The 20496-nt window shown below is 66.4% G+C and carries 20 protein-coding genes; 14 read left to right on the top strand and 6 right to left on the bottom strand.

The window, feature by feature from the left end:
• Window positions 1-197 precede the first annotated feature (197 nt).
• The 5 genes from ACSQ3M_RS01700 to ACSQ3M_RS01720 all read left to right on the top strand — a co-directional run bounded on the left by ACSQ3M_RS01700 (window position 198) and on the right by ACSQ3M_RS01720 (window position 7580).
• Entirely contained in the window at window positions 198-3167 is a 2970-nt protein-coding gene (locus ACSQ3M_RS01700) for a valine--tRNA ligase (protein ID WP_436148350.1), read from the top strand.
• Between the two features lie 275 nt (window positions 3168-3442).
• Entirely contained in the window at window positions 3443-5071 is a 1629-nt protein-coding gene (locus ACSQ3M_RS01705) for an alkaline phosphatase D family protein (RefSeq protein WP_436148351.1), read from the top strand.
• A gap of 170 nt (window positions 5072-5241) precedes the next feature.
• Window positions 5242-5823, top strand: coding sequence for a YqaA family protein (locus ACSQ3M_RS01710; RefSeq protein ID WP_436094430.1), 582 nt, complete (start codon window positions 5242-5244; stop codon window positions 5821-5823).
• Window positions 5824-5971: 148 nt separating this feature from the next.
• Window positions 5972-6916 carry a hypothetical protein gene (locus ACSQ3M_RS01715; protein ID WP_436148352.1) on the top strand — a complete coding sequence of 315 codons (945 nt, stop codon included), beginning with the start codon at window positions 5972-5974 and terminating at the stop codon, window positions 6914-6916.
• Window positions 6903-7580, top strand: a complete 678-nt coding sequence (locus tag ACSQ3M_RS01720; RefSeq protein WP_436148353.1) for an SH3 domain-containing protein — start codon at window positions 6903-6905, stop codon at window positions 7578-7580. The genes ACSQ3M_RS01715 and ACSQ3M_RS01720 overlap by 14 nt, the downstream gene beginning before the upstream one ends.
• A gap of 224 nt (window positions 7581-7804) precedes the next feature.
• Here ACSQ3M_RS01720 and ACSQ3M_RS01725 read toward each other — a convergent pair whose 3' ends face one another.
• The gene (locus tag ACSQ3M_RS01725; protein WP_436148354.1) at window positions 7805-8428 is read right to left on the bottom strand and encodes a DUF938 domain-containing protein; all 624 of its coding nucleotides are present in this window, start codon (window positions 8426-8428) and stop codon (window positions 7805-7807) included.
• A 93-nt stretch (window positions 8429-8521) separates the two neighbouring features.
• Here ACSQ3M_RS01725 and ACSQ3M_RS01730 point away from each other — a divergent pair, with 93 nt between their 5' ends.
• The 6 genes from ACSQ3M_RS01730 (at window position 8522) to ACSQ3M_RS01755 (ending at window position 13828) form a co-directional block, all read left to right on the top strand.
• Window positions 8522-9799 carry a hemolysin family protein gene (locus ACSQ3M_RS01730; RefSeq protein WP_436148355.1) on the top strand — a complete coding sequence of 426 codons (1278 nt, stop codon included), beginning with the start codon at window positions 8522-8524 and terminating at the stop codon, window positions 9797-9799.
• Window positions 9800-9848: 49 nt separating this feature from the next.
• Window positions 9849-10412 (top strand): 2'-5' RNA ligase family protein, encoded by a 564-nt coding sequence (locus tag ACSQ3M_RS01735; RefSeq protein WP_436148356.1) that lies wholly within the window; start codon window positions 9849-9851, stop codon window positions 10410-10412.
• Window positions 10413-10504: 92 nt separating this feature from the next.
• Complete coding sequence (locus tag ACSQ3M_RS01740; RefSeq protein WP_436148357.1) at window positions 10505-11323, top strand: chromate resistance protein ChrB domain-containing protein; 819 nt, start codon at window positions 10505-10507, stop codon at window positions 11321-11323.
• 9 nt (window positions 11324-11332) lie between these two features.
• Complete coding sequence (gene chrA, locus ACSQ3M_RS01745) at window positions 11333-12733, top strand: chromate efflux transporter (RefSeq protein WP_436148358.1); 1401 nt, start codon at window positions 11333-11335, stop codon at window positions 12731-12733.
• Between the two features lies 1 nt (window position 12734).
• Entirely contained in the window at window positions 12735-13106 is a 372-nt protein-coding gene (locus tag ACSQ3M_RS01750; protein ID WP_436148359.1) for a hypothetical protein, read from the top strand.
• Window positions 13107-13201: 95 nt separating this feature from the next.
• Entirely contained in the window at window positions 13202-13828 is a 627-nt protein-coding gene (locus ACSQ3M_RS01755) for a pyridoxamine 5'-phosphate oxidase family protein (protein WP_436148360.1), read from the top strand.
• Here ACSQ3M_RS01755 and ACSQ3M_RS01760 read toward each other — a convergent pair.
• The 4 genes from ACSQ3M_RS01760 to ACSQ3M_RS01775 form a co-directional block, all read right to left on the bottom strand.
• A complete protein-coding gene (locus tag ACSQ3M_RS01760; protein WP_436148361.1) occupies window positions 13825-14136 on the bottom strand; it encodes a hypothetical protein in 312 nt (103 codons plus the stop codon). The two genes, ACSQ3M_RS01755 and ACSQ3M_RS01760, sit on opposite strands and share 4 nt — an antisense overlap.
• 91 nt (window positions 14137-14227) lie before the next feature.
• The gene (locus tag ACSQ3M_RS01765) at window positions 14228-15424 is read right to left on the bottom strand and encodes an FAD-dependent monooxygenase (RefSeq protein ID WP_436148362.1); all 1197 of its coding nucleotides are present in this window, start codon (window positions 15422-15424) and stop codon (window positions 14228-14230) included.
• Window positions 15425-15569: 145 nt separating this feature from the next.
• Complete coding sequence (locus ACSQ3M_RS01770) at window positions 15570-15821, bottom strand: zinc-finger domain-containing protein (RefSeq protein ID WP_436148363.1); 252 nt, start codon at window positions 15819-15821, stop codon at window positions 15570-15572.
• Window positions 15822-15942: 121 nt separating this feature from the next.
• Window positions 15943-16905 (bottom strand): DUF1624 domain-containing protein, encoded by a 963-nt coding sequence (locus ACSQ3M_RS01775; protein WP_436148364.1) that lies wholly within the window; start codon window positions 16903-16905, stop codon window positions 15943-15945.
• A 131-nt stretch (window positions 16906-17036) separates the two neighbouring features.
• Here ACSQ3M_RS01775 and ACSQ3M_RS01780 point away from each other — a divergent pair, with 131 nt between their 5' ends.
• Together ACSQ3M_RS01780 and cysE are read left to right on the top strand one after the other, a co-directional pair.
• Window positions 17037-17804, top strand: coding sequence for an alpha/beta fold hydrolase (locus ACSQ3M_RS01780; protein WP_436148365.1), 768 nt, complete (start codon window positions 17037-17039; stop codon window positions 17802-17804).
• 173 nt (window positions 17805-17977) lie between these two features.
• Window positions 17978-18826, top strand: coding sequence for a serine O-acetyltransferase (cysE, locus tag ACSQ3M_RS01785; protein ID WP_436148366.1), 849 nt, complete (start codon window positions 17978-17980; stop codon window positions 18824-18826).
• Between the two features lie 176 nt (window positions 18827-19002).
• Here cysE and ACSQ3M_RS01790 read toward each other — a convergent pair whose 3' ends face one another.
• Window positions 19003-19314 carry a SelT/SelW/SelH family protein gene (locus tag ACSQ3M_RS01790; RefSeq protein ID WP_284170413.1) on the bottom strand — a complete coding sequence of 104 codons (312 nt, stop codon included), beginning with the start codon at window positions 19312-19314 and terminating at the stop codon, window positions 19003-19005.
• 147 nt (window positions 19315-19461) lie between these two features.
• Here ACSQ3M_RS01790 and ACSQ3M_RS01795 point away from each other — a divergent pair, with 147 nt between their 5' ends.
• Window positions 19462-20367, top strand: a complete 906-nt coding sequence (locus ACSQ3M_RS01795; protein WP_436148367.1) for a hypothetical protein — start codon at window positions 19462-19464, stop codon at window positions 20365-20367.
• Window positions 20368-20496 lie beyond the last annotated feature (129 nt).

Here is a 20496-nt window from a genome sequence, read left to right on the forward strand (position 1 = left end):
GTCCGCCCGGGTCCGCGACAGTCGCGGCATCCGGTACGCGCCGACGAACTTTCAAGCACTCTCGACAGTCTAGGCGCCCCCGCGTCGAAAGCGTTGACGCGAGGGCGTCCCATGCGCTCTTAAGACCGCAGACCTTTTGGCTTTCGTTTTTCGCGGCCGGGGCAGGCTCCCCGGCCGTTTGGCGTTCGAGCAGAGCGATGATGGACAAGACATTCGAGCCGGCCTCCGTCGAGGCGCGCATCAACAAGGCCTGGGAGGAGGCGGATGCCTTCAAGGCCGGCCGCGGAGCGGCGCCCGGGGCCGAGCCCTATTGCATCGTGATCCCGCCGCCGAACGTCACCGGCTCGCTGCATATGGGCCATGCGCTCAACAATACGCTGCAGGACCTGCTCTGCCGCTTCGAGCGCCTGCGCGGCAAGGACGTGCTCTGGCAGCCCGGCACCGACCATGCCGGCATCGCGACGCAGATGGTGGTCGAGCGCAAGCTCGCTGCCGAGAACAAGACCGATCGCCGGACGATGGGCCGCGAGGCCTTCCTGGCCGAGGTCTGGAAGTGGAAGGAAGAATCCGGCGGGACGATCGTCAACCAGCTCAAGCGCCTCGGTGCCTCCTGCGACTGGTCGCGCGAGCGCTTCACCATGGACGAGGGCCTGAGCGCCGCCGTGCTCAAGGTCTTCGTCGGCCTGCACCGGCAGGGGCTGATCTACCGCGCCAAGCGGCTGGTGAACTGGGATCCGAAGTTCCAGACCGCGATCTCCGACATCGAGGTGCTCCAGCTCGAGAAGACCGGCTCGTTCAAGTGGCAGCGCGACGGCGAGGAGGCGTTCGACGCCGGCAAGCTGGAGAAGGCGCTGGCCAAGGACCCGAACGGCCATCTCTATTATTTCGACTATCCGATCGAGGGCGCTGCCTACGATCCGGAGGATCCTGCGACCTACATTTCCGTCGCGACGACCCGGCCGGAGACGATGCTGGGCGACACCGGCGTCGCGGTGCATCCCGAGAACGACAAGCTCAAGGGGCTGATCGGCAAGAGCGCCGTTCTGCCGCTTGTCGGCCGCATCATCCCGATCTTCGGCGACGACTATGCCGACCCGGAGAAGGGCACCGGCGCGGTCAAGATCACCCCGGCGCACGACTTCAACGACTTCGAAGTCGGGAAAAGGCATTCGCTCAGAGTTGTCAACGTGTTGGACCGTGAAGCCCGCATGTTGATTCAAGATAATTCTGAATTTCTGAGCAGAACTACACCTGAAACAGAGCTTCTCGCATTGCACGGTTTCGACCGCTTCGCTGCACGCAGGGCTGTGGTCGGGCTGATGGCGGCGCGCGGCCTGCTGCGCAAGGTCGAGCCGAACACCCACACCGTGCCGCATGGCGACCGCTCGGACGTGGTGATCGAGCCCTGGCTGACCGACCAATGGTATGTCGACGTCCAGCCACTGGCGCAGCGCGCGCTCGCGGCGGTCAAGGACGGCAAGACCAGGATCACGCCGGAAAGCTGGACCAAGACCTATAATGACTGGCTCGAGAACATCGAGCCCTGGTGCGTCTCGCGCCAGCTCTGGTGGGGGCATCAGATCCCGGCTTGGTACGGACCGCCTGACTTCCAGCCAGATCAGAACGGTACATTTCCAAATGCCTGTGAACCAAACTGTTTTGTGGCGGAAAGCGAAGCAGAAGCGATCGCTCTCGCCAGAGAACACTATAGGGGGGCGAATGTAATTGTTACTGCCTCCGAACATGAGGCTGACGAGTTTCATCACGATCCGGCAAGCGCGGGATCAATCTATGATCCGCCAGAAGGGCAGACAGTACCCATTTGGCGCGACGAGGACGTGCTCGACACCTGGTTCTCGTCCGCCCTGTGGCCATTCTCGACGCTGGGCTGGCCCGAGGAGACGGCCGAGCTCAAGCGCTACTATCCGACCGCGACGCTGGTCACCGGCTTCGACATCATCTTCTTCTGGGTCGCCCGGATGATGATGATGGGCCTCAACTTCATGGACGAGGTGCCGTTCCGCGACGTCTATCTCCACGCGATGGTTCGCGATGAGAAGGGCGCGAAGATGTCGAAGTCGAAAGGCAACGTCATCGATCCGCTCGTGCTCATCGACACCTATGGCGCGGATGCGCTGCGCTTTACCTTCGCGGCGATGGCGGCGCAGGGGCGCGACATCAAGCTCGCCACTTCGCGCGTCGAGGGCTACCGCAACTTCGCGACCAAGATCTGGAACGCGGCCCGCTTCGCCGAAATCAATGGCTGCCTGCGGGCCGAGGGCTTCGACCCGGCCGCGGTGAAGCTGCCGCTCAACCGCTGGATTCTCTCCGAGGCGGCGCGCACGGCCGAGACGGTCGCCGCCGGCATCGAGAGCTTCAAGTTCAACGAGGCGGCGGACGGAGCCTATCGCTTCGTCTGGGGCCAGTTCTGCGACTGGTATCTCGAACTGTCGAAGCCGGTGCTGCAGGCCGAGGAGCTCGACGCGGCCGGTACCGCGGCGCGGGCGGAGACGCAGGCGACGGTGGCGCATGTCATCGACCTGATCTGCCAGCTGCTGCACCCGTTCATGCCGTTCCTGACCGAGGAGCTCTGGGCGCAGAAGGCCAATGCCGGCGCGGCTCGCGCGGTGCCGGCTGGGGAGGCGGGTCTCGTCTGCCTGACGCGCTGGCCTGAGCTTGCCGCGCTCGTCGACGAGGCGGCGGAGGCCGAGATCGGCTTCGTGGTCGATCTCATCTCCGACATCCGCTCGATCCGCTCGGAGACCAATGTGCCGGGCGGAACGCAGGTGCCGCTGGTGCTGGTCAAGGCGAGTGTGGCGACGAAGGCGGCGGTCGAGGCCTGGGCACCGATGATCGAGCGGCTGGCGCGGCTCTCCGCGATCGAGTTCGCCGAGCAGGCCCCTGGCCAGTCGGCTCAGATGATCGTGCGCGGCGAGGTTGCGGCGCTGCCGCTCGCCGGCATCATCGATCTCGATGCCGAGCGGGCGCGCCTGACCAAGGAGCTCGCCAAGCTCGACCAGGACATCGTCGCGGTCGAACGCAAGCTCGGCAATCCCGACTTCATGGCGCGCGCGCCGGAGGAGATCGTCGAGGAGAACCGCGAGCGCAAAGCGGCGGCCGAGGCTCGCAAGCTCAAGATCGCGGAGGCGCTGGAACGGCTGCAATAGCAGGGCGCGATCTGGAACCTCATACGTCATTCCGGGGCGATGCGGAGCATCGAGCCCGGAACCCATAACCGCTGAAGGCGCAGAACCGGGCGCTGCCCTTTCGGAGCCTCTTCCTGCTGCCACAGCGGTTATGGGTTCCGGGCTCTTCGCTGCGCGAAGCCCCGGAATGACGGCGAGGTTCCACGCAGGATCAACTCGCTCCGGCGCCGTCTCCTGTCACGTGCGCGTCAGACGAAACTTGGTATGGTTCCAGGCAATGAGCCTGGAGCCCCACCATGTTCCGCCGCAACGCCTTCGGTCAGTTCACCGTTGATGACTTCCTGACCGAGGCCGGCACGCCGTCGCGGCGGCGGTTCCTGACCGGGCTCGCCGCCTCCGGCCTGCTGCTGACCGGCGGCGGCGTCATCGACCAGCGCGTCTGGGCCAATCCGGTCTTCGCCGCCTATCCGTTCGGCCTCGGCATCGCCTCGGGCGACCCGTCCGCCGACGGCTTCGTGATCTGGACCAAGCTCGCGCCGCTGCCGCTTGCCCGCAATGGCGGCATGCCGATGAAGGCGGTCGAGGTCGCCTATGAGATCGCGACCGAAGCCAATATGCGCGGGAGCGTACAGCGGGGCACGGCGCTGGCGCGGCCGGAGCTCGGGCATGCGGTCCATGTCGAGATCGCCGGGCTGGAGCCGAACCGCGACTATTTCTACCGCTTCAGCTGCGGCGGCGAGCGCACCATGATCGGCCGGGCCAGGACACTGCCGGTCGCGGGGGCGAGCGTCGAGCGGGTGAATTTCGGCGTGCTCGGCTGCCAGCGCTACGAGGACGGCTTCTTCAGCGCGTTCCGCCATGTCGCCGATGAGCGCTTCGACTTCATCTTCCACTATGGCGACTACATCTACGAGTACCGAATGGTCAGGCCGAATGAGCGGCCGCTGCCGGTTGCTCGCGTCATGCCCGGCGAGCCCGATGAGATCTACTCGCTTGCCGACTACCGTCAGCGCTACGCCATCTACAAGATGGATCCCGATCTCCAGCTCGCTCACGCTTCGGCGCCCTGGATCGTCTCCTTCGACGACCATGAGGTCGACAACAACTTCGCCGGCATGGTCTCGGAGGAGAACATTCCGCCGGAGATCTTCGCGCTGCGCCGCGCTGCCGGCTTCCAGGCCTGGTACGAGCATATGCCGCTGCGCCGGACCTCACTGCCGAACGGGCCGTCGATCCAGGCCTATCGCCGCTTCCACTATGGCGATCTCGCCCAGATCGACGTGCTCGACACCCGCCAGTTCCGCAGCGACCAGCCCTGCGGCGACGGCTCGCACGCTGCCTGCGCCGATGCGCTGAAGCCTGAGAACACCATGCTCGGCGAGAGGCAGGAGGCCTGGCTCGGCGAAGGCCTGCGCGCCTCGAAGGCGAGCTGGAACGTGCTGGCGCAGCAGGTGATGCTCATGCGCCACGACCGCGATCCGGACCCGGAGAAGGTCGGCTACAGCATGGACAAGTGGGACGGCGCGGTCGCGGCCCGCAAGCGGCTGTTCGACACGCTGGAGAGCGCCAGGATCGGCAATGCCGTGGTCCTGACCGGCGACATTCACCAGAACTGGGCTGGCGAGCTCAAGGCCGATTTCAACGATCCCAAATCGAAGACGCTCGGCGTCGAGTTCGTCGCGACCTCGATCACCTCCGGAGGCGATGGCGCCGACATGACCAAGGCCGGGCAGGCGGGGCTGAAGAAGAACCCGCATATCGGCTTCTTCAACAACCAGCGCGGCTATATGCGTCACAGCCTGTCGAAAGAACGCTGGCAGGCGGAGTACCGCGTTCTCGACAAGGTCACGGTGGCAGGCGCAGCGGTCTCGACCCGGGCGAGCTTCGTCGTCGAGGCCGGGCAACCCGGCATGAAACCGGCATGAAGCCCTGCTAGGAGGGTGGGTGATCGAGCTGCCTCTCGGCTGCCACGAACCCGTCGTGATGTTGACTCTAGCCCAAGAGATTAGTGGCCTGACCGCGACAATTGAATTAATGCATAGGACGCAGGGCAGCCCTGCAACCGGCGCGAGAACCCAGGAACGGTTTCCCCTTCATGCTCAAGCGTGCTTACGACTGGTGCGTTTCCTATGCGTCGCATCCCGGAGCCCCTTGGCTCCTCTTCGCCATCACCTTCGTCGAAAGCTCCGTCAGCCCGCTGCCGCCGATCCCGCTTTTGATCCCGATGTGCATCGCCAGGCCTGACCGGGCCTGGTTCTATGCCGGCGTCTGCTCGCTCGGCGCCGTCACCGGCGGCTATCTCGGCTATGCGATCGGCGCGCTGCTTTATGAATCGGTCGGCGCCTGGCTGATCGGCATCTACGGCCTGCAGGAGAAGGCTGCGCACCTGATCCACACCTCGCAGGACTACTGGTTCTGGGTGCTGCTGACCAAGGGCCTGACCCCGATCCCGTTCAAGATCGTCACGATCATGTCCGGCTTCCTGCATTTCGACATCTGGAAATTCACGCTCGGCATGGTGATCTCGCGCGTCACCTTCTTTACGATGATCGCGGTGGCGCTGCGCTATTACGGCGACGACATCCGCATCTTCATCGAGAAGCACCTGCCGATGACGGCGCTGGCGCTGGCGGTCGTCGTCATCGGCGGCTTCTTCGTGCTGCCGATGGTGCTCTGAGCAGGCGAAAAGCCCTCAGACCTCCGCAAGCTGCTGACGGACCGGTTGCTCGCCGCCTGACCTTCGGGCGGGGTTGCCTTATGGTCGTTCCGAATGATGCTGCGGCGGAGGGTTCGATGCGCCCACTCCAACGATCGTGTGGTGGCGCATGAGCGCTCGCCGCCCTGATCTCGCCGACCTCGATTTCGGCAATTTCGCCCGGCAGTTCGACCGCTGCCTGCGCCAGGACCGCGTCATCGCCTTCTCGCAATGGCGCGACATCGTCGCGGCGGTGCCACCCGGCCTGCAGGACTTCTTCTGGCGCGTCGTCGAAGTGAACCTCAGTCCGGTCGCCGAGACGCGGCTGCGGAGTTTACGGGAATGGCGCGGCTTCTACAGCGAGATTCTCGACGCCCGCTTCCGCCGCCCCTCGGCCGATCGCCCGCAATTCCGCACGACGAAGCAGGCCTTCGATTCCTATTCGGCGATCTTCTGGCGCTTCGGTTCGACCGATGCGCGCTTCGATTTGAGGTTTGGCCGCCTCGTCCTGCTGGCGCTGCGCAAGGAAAGCAGCACGATCGCCAATCACGGCAAGGGCTCCTATGACGACCTCGTCGTGGTGATGCGCCGGACCGGGCGCTTCCGCGAGCTTGCGAGCTTCCCGATCTGCACCGAGCCGGGAGCCCAGTACTCGCAGCGCGCCGGCAGCGGCGACAAGCGCTACAAGGGCGTCGCGTTCAAGAAAGCCGACGGCGTCGATATCAACAAGGACGGCATCAAGGATGCCGGTCGCATGACCGAGGGCACCTACCAGTATTTCGAGAAGAAGGGCGGCTTCCTCGGGGACCGGGCCTTCCAGGTGAAGAACACGCAGATCGCCGAGCGCGACACCGATGGCGATGGCCGCTTCACCGAAGATGACAAGAGCCGGATCGACCCGAAAGGGGCGGGGACCAGCATGTACATCCACCGCGGCGGGGCGGACAATGTGCTCGAGCCCAATACCTGGTCGGCCGGTTGCCAGACCGTCCCGAAGAACCGCTACCCGGTCTTCCTCAAGGCGGTCGGGAAACCCAACGCCTTCTATTATGTGCTCGTCAATGCCGCGTCCTGAGGCTTTTGCCGCGAGCCTGATGGCGGCCCTGCTGCTCACCGCTCCGGCGGCGGCGCAGTCGGAAGCCGTGGCTCCGGCGCCGGCCGGGCAGGTCGCCTGCTCCTTCGGCGCCTTTGTCAGCGAGACCGATCCGGAAGGGCTCAACGTCCGTGCCGGGCCGGGTACCGGCAACAAGGTGGTCGGGACGCTGCCGCCGGTGAAGCTCAGCAGCGACGATCCGCCGGTGCGCGCCATGGTCGAGGTCGAGGTCAGCGCCGGCGCCAATGGCTGGTTCAGGATCGCCAAGGCGCGCGACAACGAGATGCTAACCGATGCTGCGCCGCGGCCGATGTTCAAAGGTTCGGGCTGGGTCAGCGGGCGCAAGCTGACGGTGAAATCGCAAGCCAATGCCGGCCGTCAGCGACCCGATGCGAAAGCGCCGGCGGTGCTGACTGGTCAGGACGGGACGGGCTTTGACGGCGACGCCTTCGTCCAGAACGGCCGCCTCATCGGCTGCAGCGGCAAATGGGTGCTGGTCGAATACGGCCCGTTCCCGGAGGGCAGCGAGGCCCTGTCCGGCGTCGAGATCAAGCCGGCCGCCAAGGCGGGAGCGGAGACTGGCCGCGTCCGCGCCTGGGTCGACCGCATCTGCGCGACACAGGAAACCAGCTGCGACGGGGGGTGAGGGGCACGGGGAACCCCTCTCCCTTGTGGGGAGGGGCAGGGGTGGGGATCGCAAAGCCGGAGCGATCGGTAGATTCGCAGCACTGCCGCGCTGCCACTCCCGTTTCCTGCCGACGATCGCCAGGCGGCACCACCCCCATCCCCACAAGGGGGAAGGGAGGAGTCCAAGCGCTCTTCCTTGCAAGGAACCGCAAAGAAAAGACACATCGTTCAGGCTTGAAATGCCTATCGTTTCCGAAACACCACGCTGAGATTGTTCGCCGGCATCGCCGTCACCTCGGGCTCGCCGAAGCCGCCGTCCCTGGCCAGCTCGGCGACTGCCTCGAGCTCGCGCAACCCCCATTTCGGATTGCGCCGGCGCAGGCTGTCGTCGAACACGGCATTGCTGGGCACGAGTGGCACGTCGCTCTGGCGATAGGGCCCGTAGAGATAGAGCGGCCCGCCCGTTGGCAGCAACTCCGCCGCGTGCCGGATCAACCCCTCCGTTGCCGCCCAGGGCGAGATGTGGATCATGTTGATGCACAGGATCGCGTCGGCCTCGGTGACGAGCCAGCGTGGCGTGGTCGCGTCGAGGCGGATGGCCGGGCGCAGATTGGACAAACCACTGTCGCGGGTCCAGGCATCGATGCTGGCGAGTGCGGCCGGATCGGGATCGCTCGGCTGGAAAACCAGCCCCGGAAAGGCGGCGGCGAAGTGGACGGCATGCTCGCCGGAGCCGCTGGCGACTTCGAGAACCTGGCCTTGCGCCGGCAGGACCTCACGCAGCACGGCGAGGATCGGCTCGCGGTTGCGCTGCGTCGCGGGTGCGAGCTGACGAGGATCGTGGTGATGGGGATCGTCCTGGGGCATCGTCTTCTCCCATCGCGTTCGGCCGCCAATGCGTTATAAGCGGCACAGAAGCGGGCCGATAGCGAGCGCGGTCCTGCAATCCCCGAGCTGGTTTTGTTAACGGAGATATTGGTCGTCGTCGTCCTCACCGTCATTAACGGTGTCCTCGCCATGTCGGAACTCGCGGTCGTCTCGTCCCGGCCGGCACGGCTCAAAGTCCTCAGCGATCAAGGCAGCAAAGGGGCCGCAAAGGCGATCAAGCTCGCCGAGAATCCGGGCCGCTTCCTCTCAACGGTACAGATCGGCATCACGCTTGTCGGCGTGCTCTCCGGCGCCTTCTCGGGCGCGACACTTGGCGCGCGCCTGTCGGAATGGCTCGGTACGCACGGGCTGTCGAATGCCGCCGCCGACGGGCTCGGCGTCGGTACCGTCGTCGTCCTCATCACCTATCTCTCGCTGATCATCGGCGAACTGGTGCCGAAGCAGATCGCGCTGCGCGATGCCGAGCGCGTCGCCGCGCGCGTCGCCCCGGCGATGGTGGTGCTGGCCAAGGTCGCTTCGCCGCTGGTCTGGCTGCTCGACGCTTCGGGCAAGCTGGTGCTGGCGCTGCTCGGGCAGAAGGGCGAGCCGGAGGAGACGGTCACCGAGGAGGAGGTCCGCACCATCATCGCCGAGGCCGAGAATGCCGGCGTGCTGGAGCGCGACGAGCGCGAGATGATTTCGGGTGTGATGCGCTTCGCCGACCGCTCGGCAAGGGCGCTGATGACGCCGCGCCGTGAGGTCGAGGTCATCGACCTCACTGACACGGTCGATGAGATCAAGAAGCAGGTTCGCGCCACCAAGCGCTCGCGCTTGCCGGTGCAGGACGGCGAGGCCGACGCCATCATCGGCGTCGTCACCGTCAAGGACATGTTCGACGCGCTCTCGGACGGCGACGGCCGCGACCTGCGCAGCCTCGTGCAGGAGGCCCCGGTGGTGCTCGACACCAGCGGGGCGCTTGACGTGCTGCGCGCCATCCGCGCTTCGAATGTCCATCTCGCGCTGGTCTTCGACGAGTACGGCCATTTCGAGGGCATCATCACCTCGAGCGACGTGCTCGAGGCGATCACCGGCGCCTTCCAGGAGGACGAGGCCGACGAGCCGCCGATCGTCACGCGTGCCGACGGCTCCTTCCTGGTCGCCGGCTGGATGCAGGTCGATGAGTTCTCACATGAGCTCGGCATCCATGTGCCACGCGATGCCGACTACCAGACCGTCGCCGGCTTCGTGCTGGCCGAGATGAACCGGCTGCCCAATGTCGGCGAGAGCTTCGAGAAGGGCCATTGGCGCTTCGAGGTGGTCGATCTCGACGGCAGGCGGATCGACAAGCTGCTGGTCAGCCGGATCGATTGAGATAAGGGCTGGCCGTACTCCAACGGAAGGCTGGTGCGAGGGGAGCACTATGCTGGGCATCACCTTAAGCGCGAGCTCTGCTGCCCAGCCTTTCTGGAAGCATGTCGACGAGGCTTCGGCCTTGGAAGATGTGCCGTCGATCCGAGCGCTCGGCTATCGGCCGCACCTCACATTGACCCGGTATGCAACGATCGAATCCTCCAGTCTCCAGAAGGCCATGGAGGTGTTCGATGGTGAGGCTGCAATCTCGGTGTCGTTCGATCGGGTCGAGTTCTTCGATACCGATCTACTCGTCCTCTGGCTGGCGCCACAGCACGATCAACGCCTGTTCGATTTGCACGCGAGGCTGCATGCGGCTCTGGAGCCAGCATCCTTGCCCTGCGACGCCAACTACAGCCCGAGCCGCTGGCGACCTCACCTCACCATCGCATTGGCGATCGATTCTGCACGCCGGACCAGCGCCCTGACCTATGCGTCGCGATCAATCGAGGCGTTCACACTGACATTCGATGGTGTGGATTGTGTCTCCTGGCCGCCTGTGCGCGTTCTGCACAGGCTCGCGTTGGCCGAAGGGTGCGCCGAGCCTGCCGTTGACGCTGCTCGTTCCCGGTGATCTAAGCTTCCCGCAGGGGCCATTCGCGACCGCCCCGTGAGGCGTCAGCCCAAGGATCGCGTCCACTTTCCTTAGCTCAAGGATGGACGCTCATGTCTTCCAATATCCAGATCACAGCTGCGCAATTGTCCCGGCTCGTCGGCCTGCCCGATGCGCCGGTTCTGATCGACGTCCGCATCGACGAGGACGTCGCCGCGGACCCGCGCCTGCTGCCGGCGAGCGAGCGCCGCAGCCACCGCGACGTCGCCGCCTGGGCCGGCGCCTATGCCGGCCGCAAGGTCGTCGTCATCTGCCAGAGGGGGCACAAGCTCAGCGAAGGCGTCGCCGCCTGGTTGAGGCATGAGGGCATCGAGGCGGAAAACCTCACCGGCGGCTTCGAGGCCTGGCGCGAGGCGGGCGGGCTCCTGGTCGAGACGGGCAAGCTGCCGAAACGCGACCCAGCCGGGCGCACGCTCTGGGTGACGCGAGCGCGGCCCAAGATCGACCGCATCGCCTGCCCCTGGCTGATCCGCCGCTTCGTCGATCCCCGCGCCGTCTTCCTGTTCGTCTCGGCCCCGGAGGTCGCGGCCGTGGCCGACCGCTTTGGCGCGACGCCGTTCGACATCGACGGCGTGTTCTGGAGCCATCGCGGCGAGCGCTGCAGCTTCGACATCATGATCGAGGAGTTCGGGCTGCCTTCGCCAGCGCTCGACCAGCTCGCCACGATCGTCAGGGCGGCCGATACGGCCCGGCTCGATCTCGTGCCGGAGGCGGCCGGCTTCCTTGCCGCCTCGCTCGGCCTGTCACGGATGTATCGCGACGACCTGGCACAGCTCGACGCCGGCATGCTGCTCTACGACGCCTTCTATCGCTGGTGCCGGGACGCGACCGAGGAAACTCATAACTGGCCGTCCGTGCCGGTGAAGAACTGAGGCCGGACGATGACGATCGTGACGAATGAAGGGGCGGCGATGGCCGCCCCCGCCACGCCCTCCCTCGCCGAAGCGACCCGGGTGTGGCTCAAGATAGGCCTGCTCTCTTTTGGCGGACCGGCCGGGCAGATCGCCCTGATGCACAAGGAGCTGGTCGACGAGCGCCGTTGGATCGGCGAGCGCCGTTTCCTGCATGCGCTCAACTACTGCATGCTGCTGCCAGGCCCGGAGGCGCAGCAGCTCGCCATCTATATCGGCTGGCTGATGCACCGGACGATCGGCGGGCTGATCGCCGGCCTGCTCTTCATCCTGCCCGGCGCGCTGGTGATGTGGGGTTTGAGCCTGCTTTACGTGCTCTACCGCCAGGTCCCGCTGGTCGATGCCATCTTCTTCGGCGTCAAGGCGGCGGTGCTTGCGGTCGTGATCGAGGCGGGCCTCAGGATCAGCAAGCGGGCGCTGAAGAACCGGGCGATGGTCGCGATCGCGATCGCGGCCTTCCTCGCGCTCTTCCTGCTCAAGGCGCCATTCCCGCTCGTCATCATATGCGCGGGGTTGATCGGCTGGCTCGGCCATCGCTGGGCGCCGGCGCTGTTCGGCGGCGGAGGCCATGCCGGCAAGGACGGCGCGCCGGAGTTCAAGGGCGTCGTCGACCTGATGTTCGAGCGCGGCGAGCTCACCCATGCCGAGCCCTCGGCGGGCAGGGCGCTCAAGGTATTGGCGGTCTGGCTGCCGCTCTGGCTCGGGCCGGTCGTGCTGCTCTGGGCGCTGCTCGGCAGCGGCAACGTCTTCACCCAGATCGGCGGCTTCTTCAGCACCATGGCGGTCGTCACCTTCGGCGGCGCCTATGCCGTGCTGGCCTATGTCGCTCAGGCGGCGGTCGAGACCTATGGCTGGCTCGCCGCAGGCGAGATGGTCGACGGGCTCGGCCTTGCCGAGACGACGCCCGGGCCGCTGATCCTGGTGCTGCAATTCGTCGGCTTCCTCGCCGCCTGGCGGGCACCTGGCGGGCTCGATCCGCTCGTCGCCGGCAGCCTGGGCGGGCTCTTGACCGTCTGGGTCACCTTCGCGCCCTGCTTCCTCTGGATCTTTCTCGGCGCGCCCTACATCGAGGCGCTGCGCGGCAACAAGGCGCTCTCGGCGGCGCTGACCGCGATCACCGCCGCGGTCGTCGGCGTCATCGCCAATCTCGCACTCTGGTTCGGGCTGCATGTGCTGTTCGGCACAGTGCAGCCGGTCGTGATCGGGCCGCTGACGCCCGACCTGCCGGTATTGGCTTCGCTCGACTGGCGTGCCGCTGTGCTGGCGGCCGCAGCGATGATCGCGCTGCTGCGCTTCAAGTTCGGGATGATCCCGGTGCTGGCCGCCTGTGCGGTAGCGGGAGTCGTGCTGGTTCGGCTCACGGGAGGCTGAGATGAGCGCGAATTCGAGAAGGACGGGACTGGCCGCGCTGATCGCGGCCAGTCTCTGCGCCCAGGCGCAAGCGCAACAGTCGGAGGCGAAGCGCATTCGCGGCACTGCGATCGAACGGCTGCTGGCAGGCAAGGAATACAGCGATGGGATCCACTGGCGCTACAGCTTCAGGCCCGACGGCAGCGTCGTCGCCTATGCGATGAGCCGGCGGCAGGATCTGCGCTGGCGTGTCAGCGACGACAGCCTGTGCTGGCGCGCCGGAGCAACGCAGGAGGATTGTTTCGAGGTCTGGATTTCGGGCTCGTCCGTCCAACTGCTGCCACAAGGGATCGGAACGCCCTTCGAGGGTATCGTGTCGCGGCTGCTCCCTTGATCCGATTGTTCCATTTTCCGGAATTCTGAACTGCCGACTGCGGTGATTGCGATCTGATGGTGAAATGGTCATCTCGGTGGGCGGAGGCCCGCAAGATGACCCATCGTTTCCTCGACATCGCAACGACACCGGCCGTGAAGGCGGCGCAGGAGGCGCAAGGCAGCCGGCGCGCCTATGCCCGGCAGGAGGAGGGCGAGCCGCATAATGACCGGCTCGGCGAGGCCGAGGCCGGTTTCATCGCAGCGCGCGATTCCTTCTACCTTGCCAGCGTGTCGGAAACCGGCTGGCCCTATCTGCAGCATCGCGGCGGCCCGCCGGGCTTCCTGCGCGTGCTCGACGAGACGACGCTCGGCTTCGCCGATCTGCGCGGCAACCGGCAATATTTGAGCCTCGGCAACCTCTCTGCCGACGACCGGCTCTGCCTGTTCCTGATGGATTACGGCCACCGGGCGCGGCTGAAGATCTTCGGCCGGGCGCGCTTCCACGATCTCGCGGCCGAGCCGGAATTGGCCCAGCGCCTGATCGTGCCGGGCTATCGCGCCGTGCCGGAGCGCGGGATAACCATCAAGGTCGAGGCCTTCGACTGGAACTGCCCGCAGCACATCACGCCGCGCTTCAGCGAGGCTGAGCTGGCGCCGGCGCTTGCACCGGTGCGCCAGCGTCTGGAAGAGCTCGAGGTGGAGAACGCCCGGCTGCGAGCCGAATTGTCGGCCCGCGCTTAGCGCTTCTCAGCCGGCTCGATCACGCGGTACTCGGCGTCGACGATCTCGCCGCGGGCAGTCTCGGGCTGCCTGCGCTCGAACGGGTTCTGCGGGTCGATGCCGGCGGCACGCATGCGGCGGCGCAATTGCCAGGTGGCGAAGGCGGCGCCGGCGATCACCAGCGGCACCAGGATCAGCGCCAGGCTCGCCGCGACCAGGAAAATCAGCACCCCGACGACGAAGGCACCGGCCATGACCAGCCAGCTCGCCCAGCGGGGCAAGCGGCCCAGACGGGCACTGGCGGCATTGTTGAGGTCGATGCGGATCATTGGCTCGTTTCGTTTCGTGTCACCCGCGGATAATCTAGGAAGCGAATGCGGCGTTGACGAGATCAGCCGAGCCGAGGCGATGACGATTTCGTCAGGATGGCGCGCGCCAGTCATAGATCCAGGCATGGCGCTGGCGCATGCCGGCGGGGCCCATGCGGCGCATGGCGAAGTCGCGGGCATAGCTCCAGGGCCGGCCGAGGTGATAGGCCTCGCCGTTCTTGCGGCTGGCCTGCTGGACGCGCGCAGCACGTTCGGTGCGCGCCTTGGCATAAGCCGCCAGGGCCGCCGGTACGGAAGCAATCCCTTCGCTTGCCAGCCGCGTGGCGAGCTCGTGAGCCAGCACGGCGGCGTCCTCGATGGCGAGCGCCGCACCCTGGGCAAGGAAGGGCAGGATCGGGTGGGCTGCGTCGCCGAGCAGGGCGATGCGGCCTTTCGCCATCCGGGCAGGGGCGCGGTCGTAGAGCGACCAGATCCGCCAGTTCGGCGCGCGCTCGATCAGCTCGCGCAGGCCGACGCCGGCATTGCCGGCGATCTCGGTCAACTGCGAGGCCTCGCCCTCGCGCGACCAGCCGGGGCGCGCCTCGCGCGCGGCGCGGATCAGGACGAGGTTGATCTCCTTGCCGCCCGAGACGGGGTAATGCACCGCATGGCGGGCGCGGCCGAGATGCAGCGTCACCGCCGGACGGCGCAGCGCTTCCGGCAAACCTTCCGCGGGGATCAGCGAGCGCCAGGCCTCCCAGCCGGTGAAGCCGGGCTCGCCCGTATCTCCGACGAGGGCGCGGGCGCGCGACCAGAGGCCGTCGGCGCCGATCAGAGCCATGGCCTCGACCGTCTCGGTTCCACCGCTCTCGCTGCCGAGCGTGACCGTGACGCCGGTTTCGGTCTCATGCGCATCGACGAGGCCGCGCCCGATGATCCAGCGGATGTTCGGCAAGGTTCTCGCCGAATCGAGCAGCAGTTGGTGCAGGTCGGCCCGCTTCAGCGAGCGCGACGGCGTCGCGCCCTCGACCGGCGGGGCGAACGGCATGGCGAGCAATGGCTTGCCGCCGCCCCAATGGCCGATCGCCAGCGCCTCGGGTCGGATCGCGGCGCGGCGTAGAGCGAGACCGAGATCGAGCGACTCGAGCACCCGCCCGGCATTGGGCGAGACCTGGATGCCGGCGCCGGCCTCGTCGAAACGGGTGCGCTTCTCGGCGATGGCGACGGGAATGCCGCGGCGGGCGAGCGCGATCGCGGCGGTCAAGCCGCCGATACCGGCGCCCGCGATGAAGATCGGGAGATTGGCCATCTGGTCAGCCCCGCCGCGCCCCGCGCGCATTCCGTTCAGCCGATGTCGGCTGAACGAAAGAATTCGCGCAGAATCAATAAGTTGAGCATGTTCTCATCGCAAAAGTGGTACCCACTTTTGCGGAACATGCTCAGCGGGATGCCTCTCACGCCGCTTTGGCGGTGTCGTGGTACTCGCACTCGGCCGGCTTGCAATGGCCATGGCCGACCGACGGCTCGTATTTGAACAGCGTCGAGCAATAGGGGCAGACGATCTCGTCGTCCGAGCCCATGTCGAGGAAGACGTGTGGGTGGTCGAAGGGCGGCTTGGCGCCGATGCACATGAACTCGCGCGCGCCGATATGGATCACCGCGACGCCGGGATCATTGTGGAAATGCGGGGTGCCGTGATCGGCCATGGCTCTCGTCCTTGCGATTTGGGCGGCACCATAATCGTTCGCCGCAGCTCGCGCCAGCGCGCGCAAAGCAGACCGATGTTGCTGCTGCCGTGTCCTGTCGCCGCTGCGCGCGGCGAGGCGATCAGGGCTGGCGGGCGCAGCTCTGGCCGATCTCGCGAGCCCGCTCGATTTCAGCCGGGCTCAGTGCGTCGGCCGTCGCCTTGACCCAGAGATTGGCCCGCTTGAGCCCGTCCATCGAGCAGCCGCAGACGCGCTCGCAGATCTCCTTGGGCGTGCCTGTCGCGGTGCAGGAGCGCTGGCAGGAGGTCAGGAACGGAACCGCCTCTGCGTCGGGCAGCTTCGGGCCTGACACCTGCATGAACAGGAACAGCACGCCGATGAAGAGCGGCTGGTGGACGAGATAGACGAAGAGGCTGTTGCGGCCGCCCAGGACGACGAGCCGGGCCGGGGCGGAGGTCGCCCGCCAGCGGCCCCAGCTGCTCTCCTGCGCTTTCGGGAGAGCGATCCGCGCCAGCGCCATGCCGGCGAGCACGCAGCCGAACCAGGGGAAGACCGGCACGAAATCGGCGGTGAGTGGCCAGGGGCCGAAGCCGAGGAAGGACAGCCAGTCCTGCGTGAAGAGATCGTGCCCCAGGATGAAGGGCAGGGCGAAGACGACAATCGCCGCGAGCGCGATGACGGCGGTCGGCAGGAACAGGAAGGGCAGGGCCAGCACGCTCGCCAGCGCGATATGATGGAGGATGCCGAAGAAGATGAAGATCTGCGGCAGCGCGAACCAGGTGGCGGAGGTGACCAGGATCGCTGCGCAGGCGACCAGTGCGAGGCGGCGCAGATAGTTGCCGCGATCGAAGCCGTTGCGCGTCGACAGCACCAGGCTGAAGCCCACGACCGCCAGGAAGGAGCCGGCGATCAGGCGGGCGAAGACGCGCCAGCCGGGATCGCTGACGACATCGACGCTGATCAGCCGGAAATAGGAGAGGTCGTAGGCGAAGTGGTAGACGAACATCGCGAGCAGCGCGATGCCGCGGGCCAGATCGACCAGTTCGATACGGCCGCCGGCCGAAGGTTGCGCTTGCTCGCTCATGCCTCGTCATAAGCGGCGCGATGCGGCTGGGGAAGAGGTGGCCCGCACTGGCGCGCCGGCGAGGCGCTACCCAAAGCCGCGCCGCCATGGCAGATCAACACACAGATCAAAAGCAGCTGGCGGCAGGGCAGATGCAGACATTCGATTCCGACGGCGTGGCGATCGCCTATCTCGACCTCGCCCCGACCGGTGACGGCACCGGCGATCCGATCGTGCTGATCCATGGCTTCGCCTCGAGCCATGCGGTCAACTGGGTCAACACGCAGTGGACCAAGACGCTGACCCATGCCGGCCGGCGCGTCGTGCTGTATGACAATCGCGGCCATGGCCGCAGCCAGAAGCTCTACGACCCCGAGGCCTATCACTCGAACATCATGGCCGAGGATGCGCGCCGGCTGATGGACCATCTGTCGATCGAGCGTGCCGACATCATGGGCTATTCGATGGGCGCGCGCATCTCGTCGCATCTGACGCTCGCCCATCCCGAGCGCGTGCGCTCGCTGCTGCTCGGCGGGCTCGGCATCCATCTGGTCGAGGGCGTCGGCCTGCCGCTCGGTATCGCCGACGCGATGGAGGCGCCCTCGCTCGCCGATCTGACCGATCCGATGCAACGCATGTTTCGCGCCTTCGCCGAGAACACTGGCAGCGATTTGCGGGCCCTCGCCGCGTGCATTCGCGGTACGCGCCAGACGCTGAGCAAGGCGGAGGTTGGCCAGATCGCCGTTCCGACCCTGGTCAGTGTCGGTACCAAGGACGATGTCTCCGGTTCCGGCCCGGAGCTGGCGGCGCTGATCCCGGGCGCCGAAAGCTTCGCCATCGAAGGGCGAGATCACAACCTCGCGGTCGGCGATCGCACGCACAAGCAGGCAGTCGTCGAGTTCCTGGGCCGCCGTCCGTAGAATAAAATTCTCCTCAGGTAGAATATTATTCTACGACAACAGCTTGCGACTATTGTCTCGCAAATCGATTCTTGTTCTTCGCCGCTTGATTCAGCTAGAAGGCGGAGCCATGTGCTCCGGCACGACCTTCTTGTGCCAGTTTGATCTACGAGCGAACCGCAGCGGAGAACGCCATGCCACCCGGGCGCCCGAACATCGATATCCGTGATCCCGCCACCGGGCTCGACCGCGTCGATCCGGTCTGGTCGCGCCTGCGCAACGAGGCGGAGCAGGCGATCGCGAGCGAGCCGGCGATGGCGAGCTTCATCCTGGCGACGATCGCGAACCAGCCGAGCTTCGAGGCGGCGGTGGGCCATCGCATCGCGGCGCGCCTCGGCCATGGCGCCGTGCCGGCCGAACTGATCGCGCAGGCCTTCGACGAGGCTATCGAGGCCGACCCCGAGATCGGGCAGGGCATCCGCGCCGACGTCGTCGCCGTGCTCGACCGCGACCCAGCCTGCTACCGGCTGATCGAGCCGGTGCTCTATTTCAAGGGCTTCCACGCGCTGCAGACGCACCGCCTGGCGAATTGGCTCTGGCGGCAGGACCGCCGTGACTTCGCGCTCTATCTGCAGAGCCGCTCGTCGGAGGTTTTCCAGACCGACATCAACCCGGCCGCCAAGATCGGCAAGGGCATCTTCCTCGACCATGCCACTGGCCTCGTTGTCGGTGAGACCACGGTGATCGAGGACAATGTCTCGATGCTGCAGGACGTGACGCTGGGCGGCACCGGCAAGCAGGGTGGCGACCGCCATCCGAAGATCCGCAAGGGTGTGCTGATCGGCGCCGGCGCCAAGATCCTCGGGAACATCGAGGTCGGCCAATGCGCCCGCGTCGCCGCCGGTTCGGTCGTGCTCGCGGCGGTGCCGCGCAACACCACGGTCGCCGGCGTACCGGCCAAGGTGGTGGGCGAGGCCGGCTGCGCCGAGCCGTCGCGCTCGATGGACCAGATCCTCGCCGGCGATTGCGGCGGCGGCATCTGAGGCCGTCTCGAAACTCTACTCCAACGGCCGTCTGACGGCGCTTTCTGCGCTTCCGGTGCTCACGGACCAATGTCCGCTGCGCTCCGGTTCTCGAAAACACCGCCACCCGACTCGCTGGAGCGACTTTCGAGAAGGCCTCCGGGTCGCCTTCAGGTCTATGCGAGGTGCAGGGCTGATCAGCCCTGCACGAGCTTCTTCTTGTGGTCGTCGAGATGGCCGAGATCGCGCTCGGGATCGAGCCGGTCGCGCACGCGCTGCTTGAGCTGCTTCACGTCGGGGAAGCCACCATCGACGGTGCGATCCCAGATCAGCTCGCCGTCATAATGGATCTGGAAGATGCCGCCGGTGCGCGGGATCAACACGACCTCGCCGAGGTCCTGGCCGAAGGTCTGCAGCAGCTCCTGCGCCATCCAGGCGGAGCGGAGCAGCCAGTTGCACATGCTGCAATAGGTGATGGCGATGCGCGGGCCGGGCTTGGGTTCGGTCATGGTGTGTTCCTGGAACCGGTAGAGAGCCCGCTCTTACGCCACGGTTGGCATTGCGCACCAGCCCATTATACAGCGAGTGCCGCTACGTCATTGTTCTCGCCCAGGTTGTGTGCGAGCATCTGCTCATGACGTAGGGGTGGGGTCGTCATGGCCAGAGCGTTTCGTGCGTTCGTGCTGGCATTGGCTTGTCTGGCAGGCTTCATCGCGCCTGCGGCAGCATTGGATCGCGCGCGGCTGAACGAGGCGCGCCCGGTCAGCGAGGTGGAGCTGGGGGCGATGCTGCAGGCGGCCAGTCGCGGGCGAGCCGGCGTCAGTGGTGTGCGTCTCGATGCCGGTGACTTCGTCGTCATCGCCGGCGGCACCGAGATGCGCTTCGGGCTGGCGAGCCTGTCGGCCCAGCTCAACAAGGAGCCCGATGCGAGCCACCGGCAGAAGGCTTTCGACAGCCTGTTGCAGAAGCTCGATCGCATGGCGGCCAGCGGAGATCCGAGCAAGCCCAGTCCGGCAGAGATCGCTCGTTTCCGCGATGCGCTGCTGCCCGTGCTCAAGAACCGCTCCTATGTCGACGAGTTCGCGGCGCTCGCCCGCAAGCAGGGCGTGTCCGACGGCAAGCTGCTCCACCTGCCGCTTGCCGGCGACGTCATCGTCGTGCCGGCGCTCGATCTGCCGCGGATCACCCGCTTCGTCCCGGTTGGGGAAGGGCGGCGCTACGGTATGAGCGATGCAGAGGTGTTCGAGGCGGCGCTCGCCAATCTCGAACGGCGTGCCAAAAGGTTCGAGATCCACGATCACGGTGTGATCCGCGCCTTCGACTTCAACCCGCCCGACTACAACGCCTCGCTCCTTCTGCTGCCGAATCCATGGAAGGACATTCCCAATTTGCCGAAGACGGTCGTGATCGCCATGCCCGGGCGCAGCGTGCTCGCCTTCGGCGACGGCGACGACCCGAAAGCCGTGGCGGCTTTGCGAGCGATCGCCGCGATGAAGGACGATTACCCGGTCAGCCGGCTGCTGTTCCGCCTCGCACCCGGCGGGCTGCAGCCGTTTCGCTGAGGGGCTGCTGCTGACCCAACTGCTCCTCCCGCTCTGGGGGTTGGCGGGTTTCTTTGTGCTGAATGCCGGGCAATCGGCGGCCGGCGATTGAGCGAGAAGTTCGATCGCAATTGCCTCGAATTGAGACGA

The sequence above is a fragment of the Allobosea sp. LjRoot90 genome (assembly GCF_964254315.1).
In the GTDB taxonomy this organism is placed as follows: domain Bacteria; phylum Pseudomonadota; class Alphaproteobacteria; order Rhizobiales; family Beijerinckiaceae; genus Allobosea.

Bases quoted from the DNA above. Each gene is read 5' to 3' on its own strand.
- ACSQ3M_RS01700 (WP_436148350.1), top strand. From the start codon at position 198: ATGATGGACAAGACATTCGAGCCGGCCTCCGTCGAGGCGCGCATCAAC.
- ACSQ3M_RS01705 (WP_436148351.1), top strand. From the start codon at position 3,443: ATGTTCCGCCGCAACGCCTTCGGTCAGTTCACCGTTGATGACTTCCTG.
- ACSQ3M_RS01710 (WP_436094430.1), top strand. From the start codon at position 5,242: ATGCTCAAGCGTGCTTACGACTGGTGCGTTTCCTATGCGTCGCATCCC.
- ACSQ3M_RS01715 (WP_436148352.1), top strand. From the start codon at position 5,972: ATGAGCGCTCGCCGCCCTGATCTCGCCGACCTCGATTTCGGCAATTTC.
- ACSQ3M_RS01720 (WP_436148353.1), top strand. From the start codon at position 6,903: ATGCCGCGTCCTGAGGCTTTTGCCGCGAGCCTGATGGCGGCCCTGCTG.
- ACSQ3M_RS01725 (WP_436148354.1), bottom strand. From the start codon at position 8,428: ATGCCCCAGGACGATCCCCATCACCACGATCCTCGTCAGCTCGCACCC.
- ACSQ3M_RS01735 (WP_436148356.1), top strand. From the start codon at position 9,849: ATGCTGGGCATCACCTTAAGCGCGAGCTCTGCTGCCCAGCCTTTCTGG.
- ACSQ3M_RS01740 (WP_436148357.1), top strand. From the start codon at position 10,505: ATGTCTTCCAATATCCAGATCACAGCTGCGCAATTGTCCCGGCTCGTC.
- chrA (WP_436148358.1), top strand. From the start codon at position 11,333: ATGACGATCGTGACGAATGAAGGGGCGGCGATGGCCGCCCCCGCCACG.
- ACSQ3M_RS01750 (WP_436148359.1), top strand. From the start codon at position 12,735: ATGAGCGCGAATTCGAGAAGGACGGGACTGGCCGCGCTGATCGCGGCC.
- ACSQ3M_RS01755 (WP_436148360.1), top strand. From the start codon at position 13,202: ATGACCCATCGTTTCCTCGACATCGCAACGACACCGGCCGTGAAGGCG.
- ACSQ3M_RS01760 (WP_436148361.1), bottom strand. From the start codon at position 14,136: ATGATCCGCATCGACCTCAACAATGCCGCCAGTGCCCGTCTGGGCCGC.
- ACSQ3M_RS01765 (WP_436148362.1), bottom strand. From the start codon at position 15,424: ATGGCCAATCTCCCGATCTTCATCGCGGGCGCCGGTATCGGCGGCTTG.
- ACSQ3M_RS01770 (WP_436148363.1), bottom strand. From the start codon at position 15,821: ATGGCCGATCACGGCACCCCGCATTTCCACAATGATCCCGGCGTCGCG.
- ACSQ3M_RS01775 (WP_436148364.1), bottom strand. From the start codon at position 16,905: ATGAGCGAGCAAGCGCAACCTTCGGCCGGCGGCCGTATCGAACTGGTC.
- ACSQ3M_RS01780 (WP_436148365.1), top strand. From the start codon at position 17,037: ATGCAGACATTCGATTCCGACGGCGTGGCGATCGCCTATCTCGACCTC.
- cysE (WP_436148366.1), top strand. From the start codon at position 17,978: ATGCCACCCGGGCGCCCGAACATCGATATCCGTGATCCCGCCACCGGG.
- ACSQ3M_RS01790 (WP_284170413.1), bottom strand. From the start codon at position 19,314: ATGACCGAACCCAAGCCCGGCCCGCGCATCGCCATCACCTATTGCAGC.
- ACSQ3M_RS01795 (WP_436148367.1), top strand. From the start codon at position 19,462: ATGGCCAGAGCGTTTCGTGCGTTCGTGCTGGCATTGGCTTGTCTGGCA.